At 69.3% G+C, this 16266-nt stretch carries 14 protein-coding genes, 1 tRNA gene and 4 pseudogenes; 11 read left to right on the top strand and 8 right to left on the bottom strand.

The window, feature by feature from the left end; translation table 11 throughout:
* Positions 1 to 42 precede the first annotated feature (42 nt).
* The 6 genes and pseudogenes from V8J36_RS01670 to V8J36_RS22850 form a co-directional block, all read left to right on the top strand.
* Positions 43 to 813: an IclR family transcriptional regulator gene (locus tag V8J36_RS01670; protein WP_336465512.1), complete on the top strand. Its 771-nt coding sequence runs from the start codon at positions 43 to 45 to the stop codon at positions 811 to 813.
* A gap of 64 nt (positions 814 to 877) precedes the next feature.
* A complete protein-coding gene (locus V8J36_RS01665) occupies positions 878 to 2038 on the top strand; it encodes an acyl-CoA dehydrogenase family protein (RefSeq protein WP_336465511.1) in 1161 nt (386 codons plus the stop codon).
* Entirely contained in the window at positions 2035 to 2985 is a 951-nt protein-coding gene (locus V8J36_RS01660) for an acyl-CoA dehydrogenase family protein (RefSeq protein ID WP_336465510.1), read from the top strand. The genes V8J36_RS01665 and V8J36_RS01660 overlap by 4 nt, the downstream gene beginning before the upstream one ends.
* Complete coding sequence (locus V8J36_RS01655) at positions 2982 to 3782, top strand: enoyl-CoA hydratase-related protein (protein WP_336465509.1); 801 nt, start codon at positions 2982 to 2984, stop codon at positions 3780 to 3782. Before V8J36_RS01660 ends, V8J36_RS01655 begins: the two co-directional genes overlap by 4 nt.
* 139 nt (positions 3783 to 3921) lie before the next feature.
* Positions 3922 to 4169 (top strand): annotated as a pseudogene (locus V8J36_RS01650) (transposase); the annotation flags it as partial.
* Between the two features lies 1 nt (position 4170).
* A pseudogene (locus tag V8J36_RS22850) lies at positions 4171 to 4272 on the top strand (electron transfer flavoprotein subunit alpha/FixB family protein); the annotation flags it as partial.
* Positions 4273 to 4479: 207 nt separating this feature from the next.
* On the opposite strand, the pseudogene V8J36_RS01645 reads toward V8J36_RS22850, so the two are convergent.
* Positions 4480 to 5676 (bottom strand): annotated as a pseudogene (locus tag V8J36_RS01645) (IS3 family transposase).
* Positions 5677 to 5739: 63 nt separating this feature from the next.
* Here V8J36_RS01645 and V8J36_RS01640 point away from each other — a divergent pair.
* Positions 5740 to 6218: pseudogene (locus tag V8J36_RS01640) on the top strand (IS5 family transposase); the annotation flags it as partial.
* Positions 6219 to 6517: 299 nt separating this feature from the next.
* Entirely contained in the window at positions 6518 to 6703 is a 186-nt protein-coding gene (locus tag V8J36_RS01635) for a hypothetical protein (RefSeq protein WP_336465508.1), read from the top strand.
* A 231-nt stretch (positions 6704 to 6934) separates the two neighbouring features.
* Here the strand turns inward: V8J36_RS01635 and V8J36_RS01630 are convergent, their stop codons facing one another.
* The 6 genes from V8J36_RS01630 to V8J36_RS01605 are packed head-to-tail and all read right to left on the bottom strand — an operon-like array spanning position 6935 to position 11892.
* Positions 6935 to 7909 carry a formylglycine-generating enzyme family protein gene (locus V8J36_RS01630; RefSeq protein WP_336465507.1) on the bottom strand — a complete coding sequence of 325 codons (975 nt, stop codon included), beginning with the start codon at positions 7907 to 7909 and terminating at the stop codon, positions 6935 to 6937.
* A gap of 3 nt (positions 7910 to 7912) precedes the next feature.
* On the bottom strand, positions 7913 to 8824 hold the full coding sequence (locus V8J36_RS01625) for an aminotransferase class IV (protein WP_336465506.1): 912 nt from the start codon (positions 8822 to 8824) through the stop codon (positions 7913 to 7915).
* Positions 8825 to 8853: 29 nt separating this feature from the next.
* Entirely contained in the window at positions 8854 to 9666 is an 813-nt protein-coding gene (locus V8J36_RS01620) for an amino acid ABC transporter ATP-binding protein (protein WP_336465505.1), read from the bottom strand.
* Between the two features lie 10 nt (positions 9667 to 9676).
* On the bottom strand, positions 9677 to 10342 hold the full coding sequence (locus tag V8J36_RS01615; protein ID WP_336465504.1) for an amino acid ABC transporter permease: 666 nt from the start codon (positions 10340 to 10342) through the stop codon (positions 9677 to 9679).
* A gap of 1 nt (position 10343) precedes the next feature.
* Complete coding sequence (locus V8J36_RS01610) at positions 10344 to 11009, bottom strand: amino acid ABC transporter permease (RefSeq protein ID WP_336465503.1); 666 nt, start codon at positions 11007 to 11009, stop codon at positions 10344 to 10346.
* Positions 11010 to 11061: 52 nt separating this feature from the next.
* Positions 11062 to 11892: a transporter substrate-binding domain-containing protein gene (locus V8J36_RS01605; RefSeq protein ID WP_336465502.1), complete on the bottom strand. Its 831-nt coding sequence runs from the start codon at positions 11890 to 11892 to the stop codon at positions 11062 to 11064.
* A 182-nt stretch (positions 11893 to 12074) separates the two neighbouring features.
* On the opposite strand from V8J36_RS01605, the gene V8J36_RS01600 reads away from it, so the two are divergent.
* From V8J36_RS01600 to V8J36_RS01590, 3 genes are read left to right on the top strand one after another with little or no spacing between them, the layout of a single operon-like run.
* Entirely contained in the window at positions 12075 to 12806 is a 732-nt protein-coding gene (locus V8J36_RS01600) for a GntR family transcriptional regulator (RefSeq protein ID WP_336465501.1), read from the top strand.
* On the top strand, positions 12803 to 14275 hold the full coding sequence (locus V8J36_RS01595) for a sulfatase-like hydrolase/transferase (protein WP_336465500.1): 1473 nt from the start codon (positions 12803 to 12805) through the stop codon (positions 14273 to 14275). The genes V8J36_RS01600 and V8J36_RS01595 overlap by 4 nt, the downstream gene beginning before the upstream one ends.
* 3 nt (positions 14276 to 14278) lie before the next feature.
* Positions 14279 to 16051 carry a hypothetical protein gene (locus V8J36_RS01590; protein WP_336465499.1) on the top strand — a complete coding sequence of 591 codons (1773 nt, stop codon included), beginning with the start codon at positions 14279 to 14281 and terminating at the stop codon, positions 16049 to 16051.
* 87 nt (positions 16052 to 16138) lie between these two features.
* Here the strand turns inward: V8J36_RS01590 and V8J36_RS01585 are convergent.
* Positions 16139 to 16214, bottom strand: a tRNA-Lys gene (locus V8J36_RS01585).
* Positions 16215 to 16266: the final 52 nt, after the last annotated feature.

Below are 16266 nucleotides of genomic sequence, written 5' to 3'. Positions count from 1 at the left end.
TAGCCTGTTGTTCAGGGACAACCGAACGCGGCGGAGGGGCAGATGATCGTCAAGCAGGCGGCGAACGTGCTCGACATCCTGGAATACTTCGCCCGCGAGCAGCGGCCGGCGAGCCTGGCCGAGCTTTCGGAGCATTTCGGCTGGCCGCGCTCGAGCTGCTTCAACCTGATCCAGACCCTCGCCGAGCGCGGTTTCCTGTACGAGCCGAAGCCGCGGGGCGGCTTCTATCCCTCGCCGCGGTGGCTGGCCTTGGCACAGGAGATCGCGAGCGCGGAGCCGCTGCCCGAGGCCGCTCTGGCCCTGACCCGCGATCTCGCGCAGCTGACGGCCGAGACGATCTGGATCGCCGCGCCCTCGGGGCAGCACGCGATCCTGATGTCGGTGATCCAGTCGAAGCTTGCCGTGCGCTACATGGCCGAGCCCGGACGGCGGGTGCCGCTGCACGGCACCGCCTCGGGGCAGGCGATCATGTGCCAGATGGGCGCCGCGCAGCAGGCGGCGATCCTGCGGCGCGCGGTCTTCGAGCGCTATGGCTCGGGCAGCCCGATGAGCATCGAGGAGGTCGAGGCGCGGATCCGGACCTCGCTGGCGCGGGGCTGGTTCGAAAGCGCCTCGGCCTTCAGCCAGGATCTCGGCGGGGTCTCGGTGCCGCTGCCGCTGGGGGGCAAGCCCTTCTCGGTGACGGTGGCGGGGCCGCTGTTCCGGGTCTTGCCGCGCGTGGGCGAGATCGCGGCGCAGATGCATGCGACCATCGGGCGCCACATGGGCGAGGAGTATCTGGCGCGGAACGTGCCGCAGCTGCACCGGCTCTGACCGGCGGCCCGCGGGGCTGCGGCCCCGGTGGCGGATGGCGTTTCGGCGGGATCGGGGGGCGGGCATGAGCCGGCTGTCCCTGTTTCCCGATCTGGATGCGCCGCCGGGTCCCCGCATCGACGAGGCGGCGCTGCGGGCCGAGGTGCGCGACTTCGTGGCCCGGGCCACCCGCGACGGCCTGATCCGGCCTGGCCGGCAGACCTGGACCACCTTCAGCCGGGAGTTCTCGCGCGCCTGCGCCGCGCAGGGCTACATCGGCATGACCTGGCCGCGCCGCTTCGGCGGGCATGAGCGCGATCCGTTCGAACGCTACGTCGTCTGCGAAGAGCTTCTGGCCGCTGGCGCCCCGCAGGGCGCGCATTGGATCGCCGACCGCCAGAGTGGTCCGCAGATCCTCAGGAACGGCACGGCGGCGCTGCAGGCCGAGGTGCTGCCGCGCATCGCCGCCGGCGACTGCACTATCGGCATCGGCATGAGCGAGCCGGATTCGGGATCGGACCTGTCGTCGATCCGTAGCCGGGCCGAGCCGGTCGCGGGCGGCTACCGGGTCACGGGGCGCAAGATCTGGACGACGAATGCCCAGCACGCGGATTACGTAATCGCGCTGGTGCGCACGGCCCCGCGCGGCGAGGACCGCTACGCCGGCCTGTCGCAGCTGGTGGTGCCGATGCGGAGCGAGGGCATCACCGTGCGTCCGCTGCGCGATCTGCGCGGCGAGGAGGAGCTGAACGAGATCACCTTCGACGCGGCCTTCGTGCCGCAGGCGAACCTTCTGGGGGCCGAGGGCGACGGCTGGCGGCTGGTGAACGAGGAACTGGCCTTCGAGCGCAGCGGTCCGGACCGGATCCTGTCGAGCTTCGGTCTGCTGGCGATGCTGGTGCATGCGGTCGGGCCGATGCCCGACCGGCTGGCGGCGGCCGAGATCGGCCGTCTGGCCGCGCGGCTCGACGCGACGCGGGCGCTGTCGCTGGCGATCAACCGCCGGCTGGCGGCGGGGCTGCCGACCGGCGCGCTGGCGCCGATGATGAAGGATCTGGGCACCGAATTCGAACAGGAGGTGCCCGAGGTGGCGCGCCGGCTTCTGGACCTGCGGCCCTCGGAAACCGGATCCGAGATCGAGGGCGCGCTGGCGACGGCGATCCTGGGCGCGCCGAGCTTCTCGCTGCGCGGGGGCACCCGCGAGATCCTGCGCGGCATCATTGCAAGGGAGCTGGGACTGAGATGAGCGAGACGGCGAGACTTCTGGACGACACGCTCGACCGGCTGCTGTCGCGGCGGCTGGCCGATCCGCAGGCGCGCGCCGATGCCGGGCTGCCGGCGCGGCTGGTGGCCGAGATTGAGGACAGCGGCCTGCCGCTGCTGCTGCGGCCCGAGGCGGCGGGCGGCTTCGGCGGGCGCATCGCCGATGCGGCGGTTCTGGCCTGGCGCGCGGGATGGCATGCGGCGCCGGTGCCGGTGGTCGAGATGCTGCTCGCGCCGCTGGCGGAGCATGACGGCCCGGTCCGGCTGCTTCAGGGCCAGCCGCCGGTCGGCCCGCAGGCGGCCGGGGCGGCGGCCCTTGTCGTCGGGCCCGAGGGACTGGCGCCGGCCGGAGGGCTTTCGGCCTTCATGCCGCTCTCGCGCCGCGAGGGCGCGCGCGCGGGGGCCAGCGGCGTTCCGCGCGATCCGGCGCTGGCCGGCCGGATCCTGCGCTGGGGCGCGCTGCTGACCGCGGCCGAGATGATCGGCGTGATGGCGCGGGTGCTCGAGATCTCGCTGGACTATGCCAATACCCGCAGCCAGTTCGGCCGCCCGCTCGGCCGGTTCCAGGCTGTGCAGCACCGCATGGCGCAGGCGGCGGGCGAGCTGGCGCTGACCGAGGCCGCGCTGGCGCTGGCATTGGCTGACGAGGACCGCCCCGGTGGCCCCGACGGGCTGCATTGGCGCGCGGCCAAGGCGCAGGCCGGCACCGCCGCCACGCGGATCGCGACCTCGGCCCATCAGGTGATGGGCGCGATCGGCTTCACCGAGGACCATGTGCTGGGTCTATACACCCGCAGGCTCTGGGACGCCCGCGACGACTGGGGCCGGCAGGCGGACTGCGAGGAGGCGCTGGGGCGCCGGGCCTGCGCCGATCCGCGCGGGCTCTGGTCGCATCTCGTCGACCAGCCGCTGCAGGAGGAAACCGTATGAGCGACGCCGTCACCATCGATCGCGAGGGACCGATCGCGATCGTGACCCTGAACCGGCCCGAAACGCGCAACGCACTGTCCGACGACGTGATCGCCGGTCTCGCCGGTTTCCTGGCCGGGGCGAATGCCGATGCGGGGCTTGGCTGCATCGTGCTGGCCGCCGCGGGCGACTGCTTCAGTTCCGGCGGCAACGTCAAGGACATGCGCGATGCCAGCCATCCGATGTTCGCGGGCTCGCCGCTCGAGATGCAGGCGGCCTACCGCCGGCACGTCCAGCAGATCCCGCGGCTGTTCCACGCGCTCGACGTGCCGGTCGTGGCGGCGGTGAACGGCCCGGCGATCGGTGCGGGTCTCGACCTCGCGACCATGGCCGATGTCCGTGTCGCCTCGACCGCGGCGCGGTTTGCGGAAAGCTTCCTGCGCGTCGGGCTCGTCTCGGGCGACGGCGGGGCGTGGTACCTGCCGCGGGTCGTCGGCCGGGCGCGGGCGATGGAACTGGCGCTGACCTGCCGGACGCTCGATCCCGACGAGGCGCTGGCCTGGGGTCTCGTGTCGCGCGTCGTGCCGCCAGAGGCGCTTCTCGACGCCGCGCTGGAGATCGCGCGCCAGATCACCGCCTTCGCCCCGGCGAGCGTGCGGCTGAACAAGCGGCTGATGCGCCGCTCGGCCGAGACGGATCTCGAGACCGCGCTCGACCTTGCGGCGAGCCTGCAGGCGATCGCCCAGCACACCGCCGACCAGCGCGAGGCGGTGGCGGCGCTGCTCGAGCGCCGCGCGCCCGTGTTTCAGGGCAACTGAACGTGGCGCGCATTAGCGCGCGTCGACAAAATGGATTCCGCTGGCCGGCAACCTTTGATTCAAGCTCATCTACACTTGGAAGACGGGCTTGGCGCGCAACTTGATATCCGACGGTGAGTGAGCCTTCTTAGAGGGCTTCATCCGTAGCGGCCGACATCCGAATGGGCGGAAGCCTGCGGATCATCGTCTTTTTCTGAAAGGAATTTTCTGGATCTCCAGAACCGGTGCGCCTTGGCGCGGCCTGCCCGAGGAGTTCGGCAATGGTCCTCGGTCGTCCGTCTGTTCCGTCGCTGGACGTTGGCGGGGCTATGGGAGGATATCTTGGATGCGCTGAACCACGCCGGGGTCGCGCCGGACAAGCTCCAGATGGGTGATGGCACTGTGATCTGCGCNCAACAAGGACGAAGAGGCCCCGATCTTCCAGGTCGCCGACTACGGCCTGGTGGGCGATCTCTTCACCCTCGTGCCGGAACTGACCTCGAAGGTCTGATCTCGGAAGTGCCCGGACGCGCCGCTGGACAAGGCAATGGCCGTTCACGCGGCGCGATTTCTACAAAGGATGTCTTTCCGCGCGCGGCCATGCGTCTCGCGTGTTTTGGGATGGTGACACTGTACGATCCACGTGCAGTTTTCTTGATTTTACCGAAGCCCGCGCGACAGCCTATCGCTCGTGACCTGCCCCCCTTTGGTCCCTCGATCATAACGAGAGTCTGCCGGTTTGAGATTGGTAATCGGGGTGTTGTTTCACGGCAAGAGCGCCGGTCGCAGAGCCGTCCGTTAGCGCGAGCGTCCGGCGGGCTTCGAGGGGCGTCAGGTTGCCGAGCGAGGAGTGCGGTCTGACGGCGTTCTAGTCGTAGCGCCAAAGGGCGATCTTGCGGCGGGCGTCATCGAGCGTGTCGAAGATCTCCTCGTTCAACAGCTCGTCACGCAGGCTGCCGTTGAAGCTTTCGATGAAGGCGTTCTGCTGCGGCTTGCCGGGGTCGATGTAGTGCCAGGCAACTTGGTTCTGTTCGGCCCACTTCAAGACGGCGCGGCTGGTGAACTCGGTGCCATTGTCGCTGACGATGCAGGTGGGCCTGCCATGGATCCGCACCAGTGCGTTCAACTCGCGTGCCACCCTTGCGCCCGAGATGCTGGTGTCGGCGACCAGGCACAGGTTCTCTCGGCAGCAATCGTCGATTACCGCCAAGATGCGGAACTTGCGTGACGCGCCAAACGTGTCCGCCACGAAGTCCAGCGACCAGCGCTGGTTCGGCATTATGGCCAAGGGCATCGGTGTGCGCGTGCCGCGGGCCCGTTTGCGGCCGCGCCTGCGCCGCACCGACAACCCTTCGTCGCGGTAGAGCCGATACAGCTTCTTCGGGTTCATCAGCATGCCCCTGCGCTCCAGCAGCAGCCCGATGCGCCGATAGCCGAACCGCCGGCGCACGGCGGCGCTTTCCTGCATCGCTGTGCGGATCTCCGGATTGTCGGGCGGCCGCTCGCGCCGCACCGTCTTCGGATCGACACCGACCAGAACGCAGGCCCGGCGTTGCGAGATGTCATGGTCTCGCACCGCCCTCAGCACCGCGTCCCGCCGCGCGTTCGTTCGCCATGATCGCTCGGACCAGTGGCGCGCCATGGCTCACCGTCAGGGCTTTCCCAAGAGATCCTTCAGCACGACATTGTCGAGCATGGCGTCCGCCAGGAGCCGCTTCAGCTTGCCATTCTCGTCCTCCAGCGCCCTCAGCCTCTGGGCATCGGACACGTCCATGCCCCCATACTTGGCCTTGAGCTTGTAGAACGTGGCCGGGCTGACACCGTGACGGCGACAGACCTCTGCCGTCGCCATTTCGGCTTCTTGCTCCTTGAGCATCCCGATGATCTGCGCCTCGGTGAAGCGGCTTTTCCTCATGTCGTCTGCTCCTTCGTGATGAAGCAAACTCTACATTAGAGCGAGGGACATTCCGGGGGGCAGGTCAGCGCCCATCATCATGCGGCGGGCGCAAAAGTGGGACTCCGAAAGAGGCTCTTGGCCGTTCGAGAGGTGGGTTCTCGACCAACATCCATCTCCGGGTCAACGGCGAAGGCTTCCCGATGAGGACCGAGATCACGCTTGGGCAGGATTCCCATGACACCGGCTACGATCTGGTGACGGCCGACAATCTGTCACAGCACGCCGTTCTGGTCTTCGACAGCGCCTATGACTCTGATAAAATTCGGGAAGACATCAAGAGACGCATCGCTCTGCCCATGATCCCGATGCGAAAGAATCGAAGGGTGAGCAAGGCTGTCGCCATGACCATCTAAATCCTGCGCAACATGGTCGAGCGCTGCTTCAACAAGCTGAAAAACAGCCCTCGGCTGGCAACCCGCTACGACAAAACCGCCGAAAGCTTCCTTGGCTTCGTCGACGTCGCCTGCATCAGGCTCTGGATCCGCCATTTGTCAACATGACCTAATCAACGTGCCCGCGCGGTCGCGCAGGTGCCGTTGCGGTGAGTCGTACCAGTTTGCTTCACATCGTGCGTCACGGGGCACCGGTTGCGAGTCATCTTGCGGCAGGGCATGGGGCCTCCACCTCGTGCGTAGGAACGCGATCTTCGCATCCTGACGGTGATGGCCGGTGGCCTTCGTGGTCCTCAACGCCCGTCGGGGCCGCAACGCGGCGCTGGTGGCGGCCTTCGGAAACCAGCTACAAGCTCAGCGTCGCTGGATCTTCGCCAAGTGGTTGCCTCCCCCATCATTGGCAGGGCGTGCTGACCTTCCTGACGGGCGGTCGCGTCTGGATCGGCAGTGGCCGGGCGAAGATCACGATCCGTCCGCGGGTCCTTCACCGCGGGACCGCGCTCGTCGCCGGTCAGGACGAGGGCCGCATCGCCTCGCGGATCGAGCCTCGCAGGATCGACGGCATCGCGCTCTTCCCCTGCAAGGCCCGGTAAGCCGAACGGGCGTGCTGCGCCTAGGTCGCTTGCGGCAATCGTCCTCGCCAGTGCCGTTGGCATGACCGGCAAGGCTTCCGGCGTGCGGCGACAACTTCAATCGGAATGGGGCGACGGGCGACAGGGCCCGGGATGCAATACAGGCTGACGGACGCGCGATCGGGATCTGCGCCGGCGGTCCCGGAGAGCGGTTGCCCTGCCGGTCGCGTCCGGCCGGGCGCTCGACGCGTCTCAGGCGTTGGAGGCCACGCGGAAGCCGGTGTTGCTGGCGGTGCTGTCGGGCGGGGCCTTGCCGCGGGAATGGACATGGTAACGGTCGCAGTAGCTGTCATGGCACAGGAACGATCCGCCGCGCTGCACCCTGAACTCGCCCGTCGCGGGGCCGCGGGGATCGGCGGGGGGCAGGCGTGCGGGGGCGGGGAGGGCGCCGAAGCGGTCCTCGACCCATTCCCAGACATTGCCCGTCATGTTGTGCAGCCCGTAGCCGTTCGGCGCATAGGCGGTGACCGGCGCGGTGCCGGCCCAGCCGTCCTCCGCGCTGTCGTGCTGCGGGAAGTCGCCCTGGAAGGTGTTCATCGCCGCGCGGCCGCCGGGCGCGAAGGCGTCGCCCCAAGGAAACCGCTTCTCGGACAGGCCGCCACGGGCGGCGCGCTCCCATTCCGCCTCGGTCGGCAGCCGCAGCCCGGCCCAGGCGGCATAGGCGCGGGCGTCATACCAGCTGACATGGACGACCGGGTGATCCTCGCGCCCGGCGGTCGAACTGCCCGGCCCCTCGGGGCTGTGCCAGCAGGCGCCGTCGACCTGACGCCACCAGGGCAGGCCCGGCGGGTGCCGGGGATGGTCGCCGGCCGTCGGGCCCAGCAGCAGGTGGAAGACGAAGCTCCAGCCCTCGGTCTCGGCGAGGGTGCGGTAGCCGGTCGCCGCGACGAAGCGGGCGAAGGCCGCGTTCGTCACCGCGACAGGTGCGATGCGGAAGCCCGAGACCCGCACCTTGTGGCGGGGCGCGTCGAGATCCTCGGGGAAGCGCGCGCGGCGGGCCCCCATCGCGAAGATGCCGCCCGGGACCGCCACCAACTCCGCGGCCAGGGCGGTGCGAAGCGCCGCGGGGGCAGGGGGCAGCGCGAGTGCCCGGGCCAGCAGCGGGTCCGTGGCACCGGTCCCTGGCGGCGTGCCGCCGGCGGCGGGCGCGGGACAGCAGCCGGCCATGGCTCAGGCGCAGCTCGCGCGGACCCAGTCCCAGTAGACCTGCGCGGCCTTGCGGGTGAGGGGCCCCGGCGTGCCGTCGCCCACCACCCGCCCGTCGATCATCGTGACCGGGGTGATGCCGCCCAGCGTGCCGGTGACGAAGGCCTCGTCGGCGGAATAGGCCTGGGTCAGGGTGAAGTCCTCCTTGCGCGCCGGGCCGATCTCGCGCGCCCAAAGGTCGAAGACATGGCCGCGGGTGATGCCGTTGAACGAGTAGAGCCCGGGCGAGGTCCAGAGCTCGCCCTTGCGGACGATGAAGAAGTTGGTCGAGTTGCACGAGGCGACCATGCCGCGCTGGTCGAGCATCAGCGCCTCGTCCGCGCCGGCCTCGATCGCCTGGATCAGCGCCTGGATCAGGTTCAGCCGCGAATGCGAGTTCAGCCGCAGATCGAAGACATCCGGGGTCGAGCAGCGGAAGGTCGAGGTGAACAGCTTCAGCCCGGTCGCGCCAAGGCTGGCGCGGGGCTTCTTCAGCTCTGCCACGATCACCACCGTCGCCTTCGAGGCCATGAAGCGCGGATCCTGGTTCGGCGTGGTCTTGCGGCCGCGGGTGATCATCAGCCGGATATGGGTGTTGTCGGTGAAGCCGTTGCGCGCGCAGGTGTCCATCACCGCCTGCACGATCTCGGCCCGGCTCAGGCCAAGATCCATCTTCAGCGCCCGCGCGCCCTCGAACAGCCGGTCCATGTGCAGGTCGAGCGACAGCAGCTTGCCGTTGACCAGCCGCAGCCCCTCCCACACGCCGTCGCCCAGCACGAAGCCCGCGTCGAAGACCGAGACGGTCGCCTTGTCGCGGTGGACGTAGTCGCCGTTGACATAGACGAGCACGTCGTCGTTGCGCGGGTCGCCGTCATAGGCCTGGGCGCTGGAATGCATGGGAGGGTCTCCGGTGAGGCGTGTCTGGGTCAGAGCGAGAATTCGGACGAACGGGCGATGAAGGCCCGGGTCTTGTCGCGCTGCGGATTGCGGAAGATCTGCTCGGCGGTGCCCTCTTCGTGGATCACGCCGTCGAAAAGGTAGATCACCCGCGTCGCGAAGCGGTAGGCGAAGCCGAGTTCATGTGTCACGAGCAGCATGGTGCGGCCTTCCTCGGCCAGTGCGAGGATCGTGCGCAGCACCTCGCCCACCAGCTCGGGGTCGAGCGACGAGGTCGGCTCGTCGAAAAGCAGCACCTCCGGGTCCATCGCCAGCGCGCGGGCGATGGCCACCCGCTGCTGCTGCCCGCCGGAAAGCCGCGCGGGGTAGGTGTCGAGTTTCTCGGCAAGGCCGACCCGGCCAAGCTCTGCCGTCGCGCGCTCGCGCGCCTCGGCCCGGGGGCGGCCCAGCACGCTGACCAGCCCCTCCATGACATTGCCGAGCGCGGTCATGTGCGGAAAGAGGTTGAACTGCTGGAAGACCATGCCGACCCGGCGGCGCACGGCCATCAGGTCGCGTTCGGGGTAGCTGACCTGTTCCCGCCCGTCGCGGCCCGGGCGGACGCGCCCGACGCGGGCCCCGTCCAGGATGACGCGCCCGGAGGTGGGTTTCTCCATGAAGTTCAGGCAGCGCAGCAGCGTGGACTTGCCCGAGCCCGATCCGCCGATGATCGCGATCCGCTCGCCGGGGGCCACGGTCAGGTCGATGCCCTTGAGCACCTCGAGCGTGCCGAAGGATTTCGACAGCCTCTCGCAGCGCAGGATGGCGGTGTCGGTCTCGGCAGCGGTGGCGACAGTGGTCACGGCGGTCCCCTCAGGTCGTGCGGGCCATCCGGCGCTCGAGCAAGCCGGAGGTCCAGGTCAGCGGGTAGATCATCACCAGGTAGACGAGGCCGACCGTGGTGAAGATCTCGAGCGGGCGGTAGAAAGTCGAGGACAGGATGCGGCCCTGATACATCAGTTCCTGCACGCTCAGCACCGAGGCGAGCGAGGTCACCTTGCCGACCTCGACGGCGCGGTTGGTGAAGGCGGGCAGCATGCGGCGGAAGACCTGCGGCAGGATCACCCGGCGCAGCGAGGTGGCGCGGCTCATGCCGATGGCGCGCGCGCCCTCCCACTGGCCGCGCTCGATCGACTGGATGCCGGCGCGGTAGATCTCGGCCGAGAAGGCGGCGGTGTTCAGCGAGATGCCCAGCACCGCGGCGGTGAAGGGGGTCATCTGCGCGCCGATCAGGATCGGGAAGGCGTAGAAGAACCAGATCAGCTGGATCAGCGCCGGGATGTTGCGGAAGAACTCGACGAAAGCACGGCCGAGCACCCGCAACGGCCGCAGCGGCGAAAGCCGCGCGAGTGCCACGAGCAAGCCCAGCGCCAGCCCGACCACGAGGCAGGCCGCCCAGAGCTCGACACTGACGACCACCCCGCGCCACAGGACGGGAAGCGTGCGCCAGACCAGCGAGACATCGAACTGGTATCCCATCTCAGGCCTCCCTCAGCCGGTCCTCGGCCAGCTTGGCCAGCGAGGACAGCACGAACAGCAGCGCGAAGTAGATCAGCGCCAGCACGGTATAGGTCTCGAGCGGGCGATAGGTGATCGAGGCGACCTGCATGCCCTGGTAAACCAGCTCGCCATAGGCCAGCGTCGAGGCCAGCGACGAGGTCTTGATGATCTCGAACGAGCGCTCGACGAAGGGGGCGGTCATTCGGCGCGCGGCCTGCGGCAGGATCACCCGCACCAGCGCCCGCCGCCGCGACATGCCCAGCGCCACCGCGCCTTCCCATTGTCCCGGCCGGATCGACTGGATCCCGCCGCGGAACACCTCGGCGTAGAAGGCCGAGGACTGGGTGGCGAGCGCGATCACCGCCGCTTCGAGCGGGCCGAGCCGGATGTCCGCCACGACCGGCAGCGCGTAGTAGACCCAGAAGAAATGCAGGATGCCGGGAGTGTTGCGGTAGAACTCGGTATAGACCCGGCCGAGCCCGCGCAGCAGCCGCCAGCGCGACAGCCGCGCCGTCGCGACCAGCCCGCCGCCGAGGATCCCCAGCAGAATCGCCAGCGCCGAGATCGCGACGGTCCCGCCCAGTCCCTGCAGGAACATCGGCCAATGGGCGAGCACCGCCCCGAAATCCCACTGATAGCTCTGCATGCCGTCCTCGGACGCCGGGCGCGCGCCCCCGGATGGGGGCGCGTCGCGCCGGTCAGATCCAGTCTTCCTTCACGAGGCCGGGCACCGTCGCCGGGTCGATGCCCTTGGTGCGGATGTAGCCTTCGAAGATCGACTTGGTGGTGCCGTCGCCATAGGCGGTGGCGATGAAGTCGCTGACCCAGTCCTTGAACGAGGGATCCGCCGCCTTGGGCAGCCCGACCGAGGTCGGGACCGCGTGGATCTCTTCGGGCAGGACCACCTTGCCGGTGCCGATCCGGCTGACCTGCACGATCAGCGCCGGGTGGAACTGCGACACGGCATCGACCCGGCGCGACACGAAGGCCGCCACCGCCTCGTCGTTCGAGGCGAAGCGCTCGATCTTCGCCTTGGCGAGCTTTTCGGTCAGCAGCTTGTCGACGGTCGTGCCCAGCGTGACGCCGACCGTGGTGCCCTCCTTGTTGAGGTCCTCCCAGGTCTTTACCTCCATCCCGTCCTGGATGAGCGCGCCCATGGCGTAGTAGAAAAGCGGCGCCTCGGGGAAGTCGATCGCCTTGCGCCGCTCGTCCGTGGCGTCGAGCACGAACATCACGTCGATCTGGCCGGCCTGGATCGCGGCGACGGAATTGCCCCAGGTGGTCTCGACCGGCTCGAAGGTGACGCCCAGCTTTTCGGCCATGGCCTTGCCCATCTCGACCCCGACGCCGGACCAGTCGCCCGCGATCGGGTCCTTGAAGAACCACGGGTCCGCCGGCGTGACGCCGACGCGCAGGCTGCCGCTCGCCTTCACACTGTCCAGCGCGGTTTCGGCCAGCGCGATGCCGGCCCCCGCGACGAGGGCCGAGGCGGCGACGGCGGTTCCGATGAGGCTGCGTCTGGTGATCATCTCTCTGCTTCCCTGTCTGCGGTGTGCGCTTTCTTTCGGCACCGGCCGGTCGCGCGGTCTCTGTGGCGGCGATCTTTGTTGACAATCGACCGCCGACCATCTGCAATCAACACAATTCGCCGACGGTCCTTGAAATTCGGGATTGGCCGCGGCGCGGCGGTGAAAAAGCGGGCAGGTGGCGCATGGACGTGGTGGAGGGCGGCAGCGCCCCGGGCTGGACCCTGAAGCGGCGCACCTATCGCGACCAGATCCTCGAGGCGCTGCGCAGTTCGATCATCTCGGGCGCGCTGCAGCCGGGCGCCCGGATCAGCGAGGCCGAGCTTGCGGGCCGTTTCGGCGTCAGCCGTGGCCCGCTGCGCGAGGCGCTGGGCGTGCTGATCCAAGAGGGGCTGCTGGTCTCGATCCCCTTCACCGGCACCCATGTTGCGGATCTGTCGCCGACCGAGGTCGACGAGATCTTCTCGCTCCGCACCCAGCTCGAGATCTTCGCCTTCCAGCAGGTCTGGGACCGGCGCGACGCGGCCTTCGCGCAAGAGCTGACGCGCCGGCACGAGCAGCTGCTGGCCTCGATCGACAGCGGCGACGACGAGGCCAGCATCCAGCACGAACTGGCGCTGCACTCCTTCGTCTACGAGGCCGCCGGTCATTCGCTGCTGCTGAGCGTCTGGAACGGGCTGCGCGGCAAGCTGCAACTCTATTGGGCGGCACATCACCGCGCGCATGGCCGGCGTGGTCCGAAGCCCGAGGGGCATCTGGACTACCTGCGCTGCGCGCTGGGCGATGATTTCGCCGCGATGGAGGCCGAGATCCGCGAGCACATGCTGCGCGGGTTCGGCCGCACACAGGATTTCATGCGCGCCCGCGAGGCGACACAGGGCCCGCGGACGGGCCGGCCAGCGGAGCCCGAGCAATGAGCGACAGACCGAATTTCCTGCTGATCACCACCGACCAGTGGCCCGCGCATCTGCTGGGGGCGGCAGGGCATCCGGCAGTGCAGACCCCGACGCTGGACGAGCTGTGCCGCAACGGCACGCGCTATCCGAACGCGACCAGCGAATGCCCGATCTGCGTGCCGGCGCGGCGCTCGCTGATGACCGGCGCCTCGCCGCGCCGGCATGGCGACCGGGTCTATGACGACCAGATGGCGATGCCGCCCGAGACGCTGGCCGCCAGCTTCTCGGCCGCGGGTTACCAGACGCAGGCGGTGGGCAAGCTGCATGTCTTCCCGCAGCGCGACCGCATCGGCTTCGATGACGTCCATCTGGATGAAGAGGGGCGGGCGCAATACGGGGTGATGGACGACTACGAGATCTTCCTCGGCGACCGCGGCCATCCCGGCCAGCAGTTCGACCACGGGATGAGCACCGACGGCTACGTCCACCGGCCGTGGCACATGGCCGAGGCGCTGCATGTCACCAACTGGGCGACACAGGCGATGATCCGCCAGATCAAGCGCCGCGACCCGACGCGCCCGGGGTTCTGGTACCTGTCCTATCGGCATCCGCATCCGCCGCTGGTGCCGCTGCAGGCCTATCTGGATCTTTACCGCGACATCCCGATCGATGCCGCGCGGGGCGACGACTGGTCCGCGACCCAGCCGCTGCCCTTTGCCGTCGCCTCGAAGCGCGCGCGGGGCGAGAAATATTCCGAGGCGCAGGTGGCGGCGATCCGGCGCGCCTTCTACGCGCTCTGCACCCATATCGACCACCAGATCCGGCTGGTGATCGGCACGCTGCGCGAAGAGATGCTGCTCGACAACACCATTATCCTCTTCACCTCGGATCACGGCGACATGCTGGGTGACCACGGGCTATGGGCGAAGAGCCTGTTCTATCAGGGGGCGGCGGGGGTGCCGATGATCCTGCTGGGGCGGCCGCGCGACCGGGGGATCGGGGTCGGTGCGGTGGATGACCGGCTGGTGACGCTGGCCGATGTCATGCCGACGCTGCTCGATCTGGCCGGGATCGCGCCGCCGCAGGGCTGCGATGGCCGCTCGATGGTCTCGGGCGCGCCGCGGCCGCATGTCTACGGCGAATTCGGCACCGATGCCGCGGCCACCCGGATGGTCCGCGATGCGCGGCACAAGCTGATCTACTACCCGGTCGGCAATGTCCGGCAGCTGTTCGACCTTGAGGAAGACCCGGACGAGGCCGGCGACCTGTCGGGCGATCCGGCCTGCGCTGGGGTGCTCGATCGGCTCACCGACCTGCTGGTGTCCGAGCTGTACGGCAGCGACCTCGACTGGCTGATCGAGGGGCGGCTGACCGGCCTGCCCGCGCGCGAGGCCGGGCCGCGGCGCAATCGCGACCTGTCCAGCCAGCGGGGCCACCACTGGCCGCCGCAGCTGCATTCGGACATGCCCCAGCTTCTGACGAGCGCCTGAGCGATGGACCGCGCCACGCTTTTCCCCGAACCCGCGCTGCCGGACTCGGCGTCCCTGCTGGCAGAGGGACGCGCCGCCGCGCGGGACTGGCGGCTTGGCCCCTCGGCCTTCCTGTCCCATGTCGGCGCGGCATCGGAACATGCCTTCAAGCTGGCGCGGATGGCCGAGGGCGCGGTGACGCAGCATGCGCAGATCGGCTATCGCGACCCGGGCAAGAGCCTGCGCGCCTATCGCGAGATCTGGGAGGCCTGCGCCGCGCGCGGCATCTCGGTGTCGCGCTACGGGCTGTGTCTCGACTGGTCGATGGCGCTGCCGCGCGCGATCCGCGCGAAGGGGCTGCGCGGCACCGGCATGATCCTGGACGGGCCCGAGGAATTCGCCGCGCTCGCCAATGCCGCGCCGGTCGCCGCGCATTTCGGCGACTTCGTGCTGGGCTTTCCGGCAGCCTTCGAGAACACCAAGGCCGCGCTTGCCGCCGGCTCGACGGCGATCGGCAACCTTGGCCAGTATTTCACCTTCCGCGTCCCCGGTCACGACGACGACCTCGAGGCGACGGCCGAGACGGTGAAGGCGCTGGGCCTGATCGCCGCGCAGCCGGTGCCGATCCTCGTGCATTCCAACATCGACGACGGATTCGCGGCGCAGTTCACCGATCTTGCGTCCTGCCTTGGCATGATCCTGATCGAGCGCGAGGTGATCGAGGGGCTGGTGGGCGCCAAGGCCGCGCATTGCTTCGGCCACCACTTCTCGGACCCGATGATGCGGCTGGCCTTCCAGCGCGCGATGCACCTTGCTGGGGCCGCGCCGGGGGCGATGATCTACGGCAACACCACCGCGTACCGTGGCACCCCGGCCGAGAACTGGGCGGGGCTCGCCGCCTATCTGGCGGTCGATGCCCATGGCCAGCGCACCCGGCCCACCGGCCACGCGATCAACGCCGTGCCGGTGACCGAGAACCAGCGCATCCCCGAGATCGACGAAGTGATCGAGGCGCAGCTTTTCGCCGGCGCGCTGATCCGCCACGCGCCGGGGCTTGCACCGCTGATCGACGAGGCGGCGGTCGATGCGCTGGCGGCGCGGATCCTTGTCGGTGGGCGGCGCTTCCGCGACCGCGTCATGGCCGGGCTGGCGGAAATGGGCGTCGACACGGCCTCGGTCTTCGAGATGCTTCTGGCCCTGCGCCGGCTTGGGGCCCGCAGGCTCGAACGCGATTTCGGGGCAGGGGCCGAAGACCCGGCGGCGCCCGGCGGGCGGATCGCGCTGTTCCCGGCCACGGTCCTGGACGAGATCGCCGAACTGGCCGAGGCCGCGCTTGCCGGGGCAGAGCCGGCGGCGGTCGCCCGGGTCCGGGCGGCGGCGCCGCGGGTGATGGTCGCGACCTCGGATGTGCACGAGCACGGCAAGATGCTGATCGAGCACATGGCAGCGCGGATCGGCGCGCATCCGCTGGAGGGCGGGGTCTCGACCGACCCCGACAGGCTGGCCCGCCTTGCCGCGGCCGAGCGCCCGGCGGCGATCGCGATAAGCACCTACAACGGTGTCGCGCTCAGCTATTACCGTGCGCTGCGTGCCGCTTTGGCGCGCGAGGGGCTCGACCTGCCGGTGCTGATCGGTGGGCGGCTGAACCAGATCCCGGAGGGCTCGAATTCCTCGCTGCCTGTCGACGTGGGGGCCGAACTGGCCGAGGCGGGCGCGATCGTCTGCCGCGAGGCGGCCGAACTGGTCTCGGCGCTGGACGGGCTGGTCTCGGCGCCCGGGGCCGTCCCCGCCCGCTGAGCGTCGCGACCGGCTTCGCCGCGCAGCAGCATGACCGAAAAACTCAAAGGCCGCAGGCGTTTCCGCCTGCGGCCTTTAGGGACGAAATGGTGAGCCCGACAGGGTTCGAACCTGTGACCCACTGATTAAAAGTCAGTTGCTCTACCAGCTGAGCTACGGGCCCATCTCGTGGGGGGCTCTCTAAGGGGAGTGGCGGGTGGGGTCAAGCGGCAAAC

Origin of the sequence: Frigidibacter sp. MR17.14 (assembly GCF_037095735.1) — a bacterium.
Taxonomy (GTDB): domain Bacteria; phylum Pseudomonadota; class Alphaproteobacteria; order Rhodobacterales; family Rhodobacteraceae; genus Frigidibacter.
Note: the sequence above shows the minus strand (reverse complement) of the source record. Positions and strands in the feature narration are given on the sequence as shown.

Excerpts from the sequence above, each read along its gene's own strand:
- V8J36_RS01610 (WP_336465503.1), bottom strand. The coding sequence starts at position 11,009 with ATGCAGAGCTATCAGTGGGATTTCGGGGCGGTGCTCGCCCATTGGCCG.
- V8J36_RS01590 (WP_336465499.1), top strand. The coding sequence starts at position 14,279 with ATGGACCGCGCCACGCTTTTCCCCGAACCCGCGCTGCCGGACTCGGCG.
- V8J36_RS01615 (WP_336465504.1), bottom strand. The coding sequence starts at position 10,342 with ATGGGATACCAGTTCGATGTCTCGCTGGTCTGGCGCACGCTTCCCGTC.
- V8J36_RS01660 (WP_336465510.1), top strand. The coding sequence starts at position 2,035 with ATGAGCGAGACGGCGAGACTTCTGGACGACACGCTCGACCGGCTGCTG.
- V8J36_RS01595 (WP_336465500.1), top strand. The coding sequence starts at position 12,803 with ATGAGCGACAGACCGAATTTCCTGCTGATCACCACCGACCAGTGGCCC.
- V8J36_RS01655 (WP_336465509.1), top strand. The coding sequence starts at position 2,982 with ATGAGCGACGCCGTCACCATCGATCGCGAGGGACCGATCGCGATCGTG.
- V8J36_RS01600 (WP_336465501.1), top strand. The coding sequence starts at position 12,075 with ATGGACGTGGTGGAGGGCGGCAGCGCCCCGGGCTGGACCCTGAAGCGG.
- V8J36_RS01665 (WP_336465511.1), top strand. The coding sequence starts at position 878 with ATGAGCCGGCTGTCCCTGTTTCCCGATCTGGATGCGCCGCCGGGTCCC.
- V8J36_RS01605 (WP_336465502.1), bottom strand. The coding sequence starts at position 11,892 with ATGATCACCAGACGCAGCCTCATCGGAACCGCCGTCGCCGCCTCGGCC.
- V8J36_RS01625 (WP_336465506.1), bottom strand. The coding sequence starts at position 8,824 with ATGCATTCCAGCGCCCAGGCCTATGACGGCGACCCGCGCAACGACGAC.
- V8J36_RS01670 (WP_336465512.1), top strand. The coding sequence starts at position 43 with ATGATCGTCAAGCAGGCGGCGAACGTGCTCGACATCCTGGAATACTTC.
- V8J36_RS01630 (WP_336465507.1), bottom strand. The coding sequence starts at position 7,909 with ATGGCCGGCTGCTGTCCCGCGCCCGCCGCCGGCGGCACGCCGCCAGGG.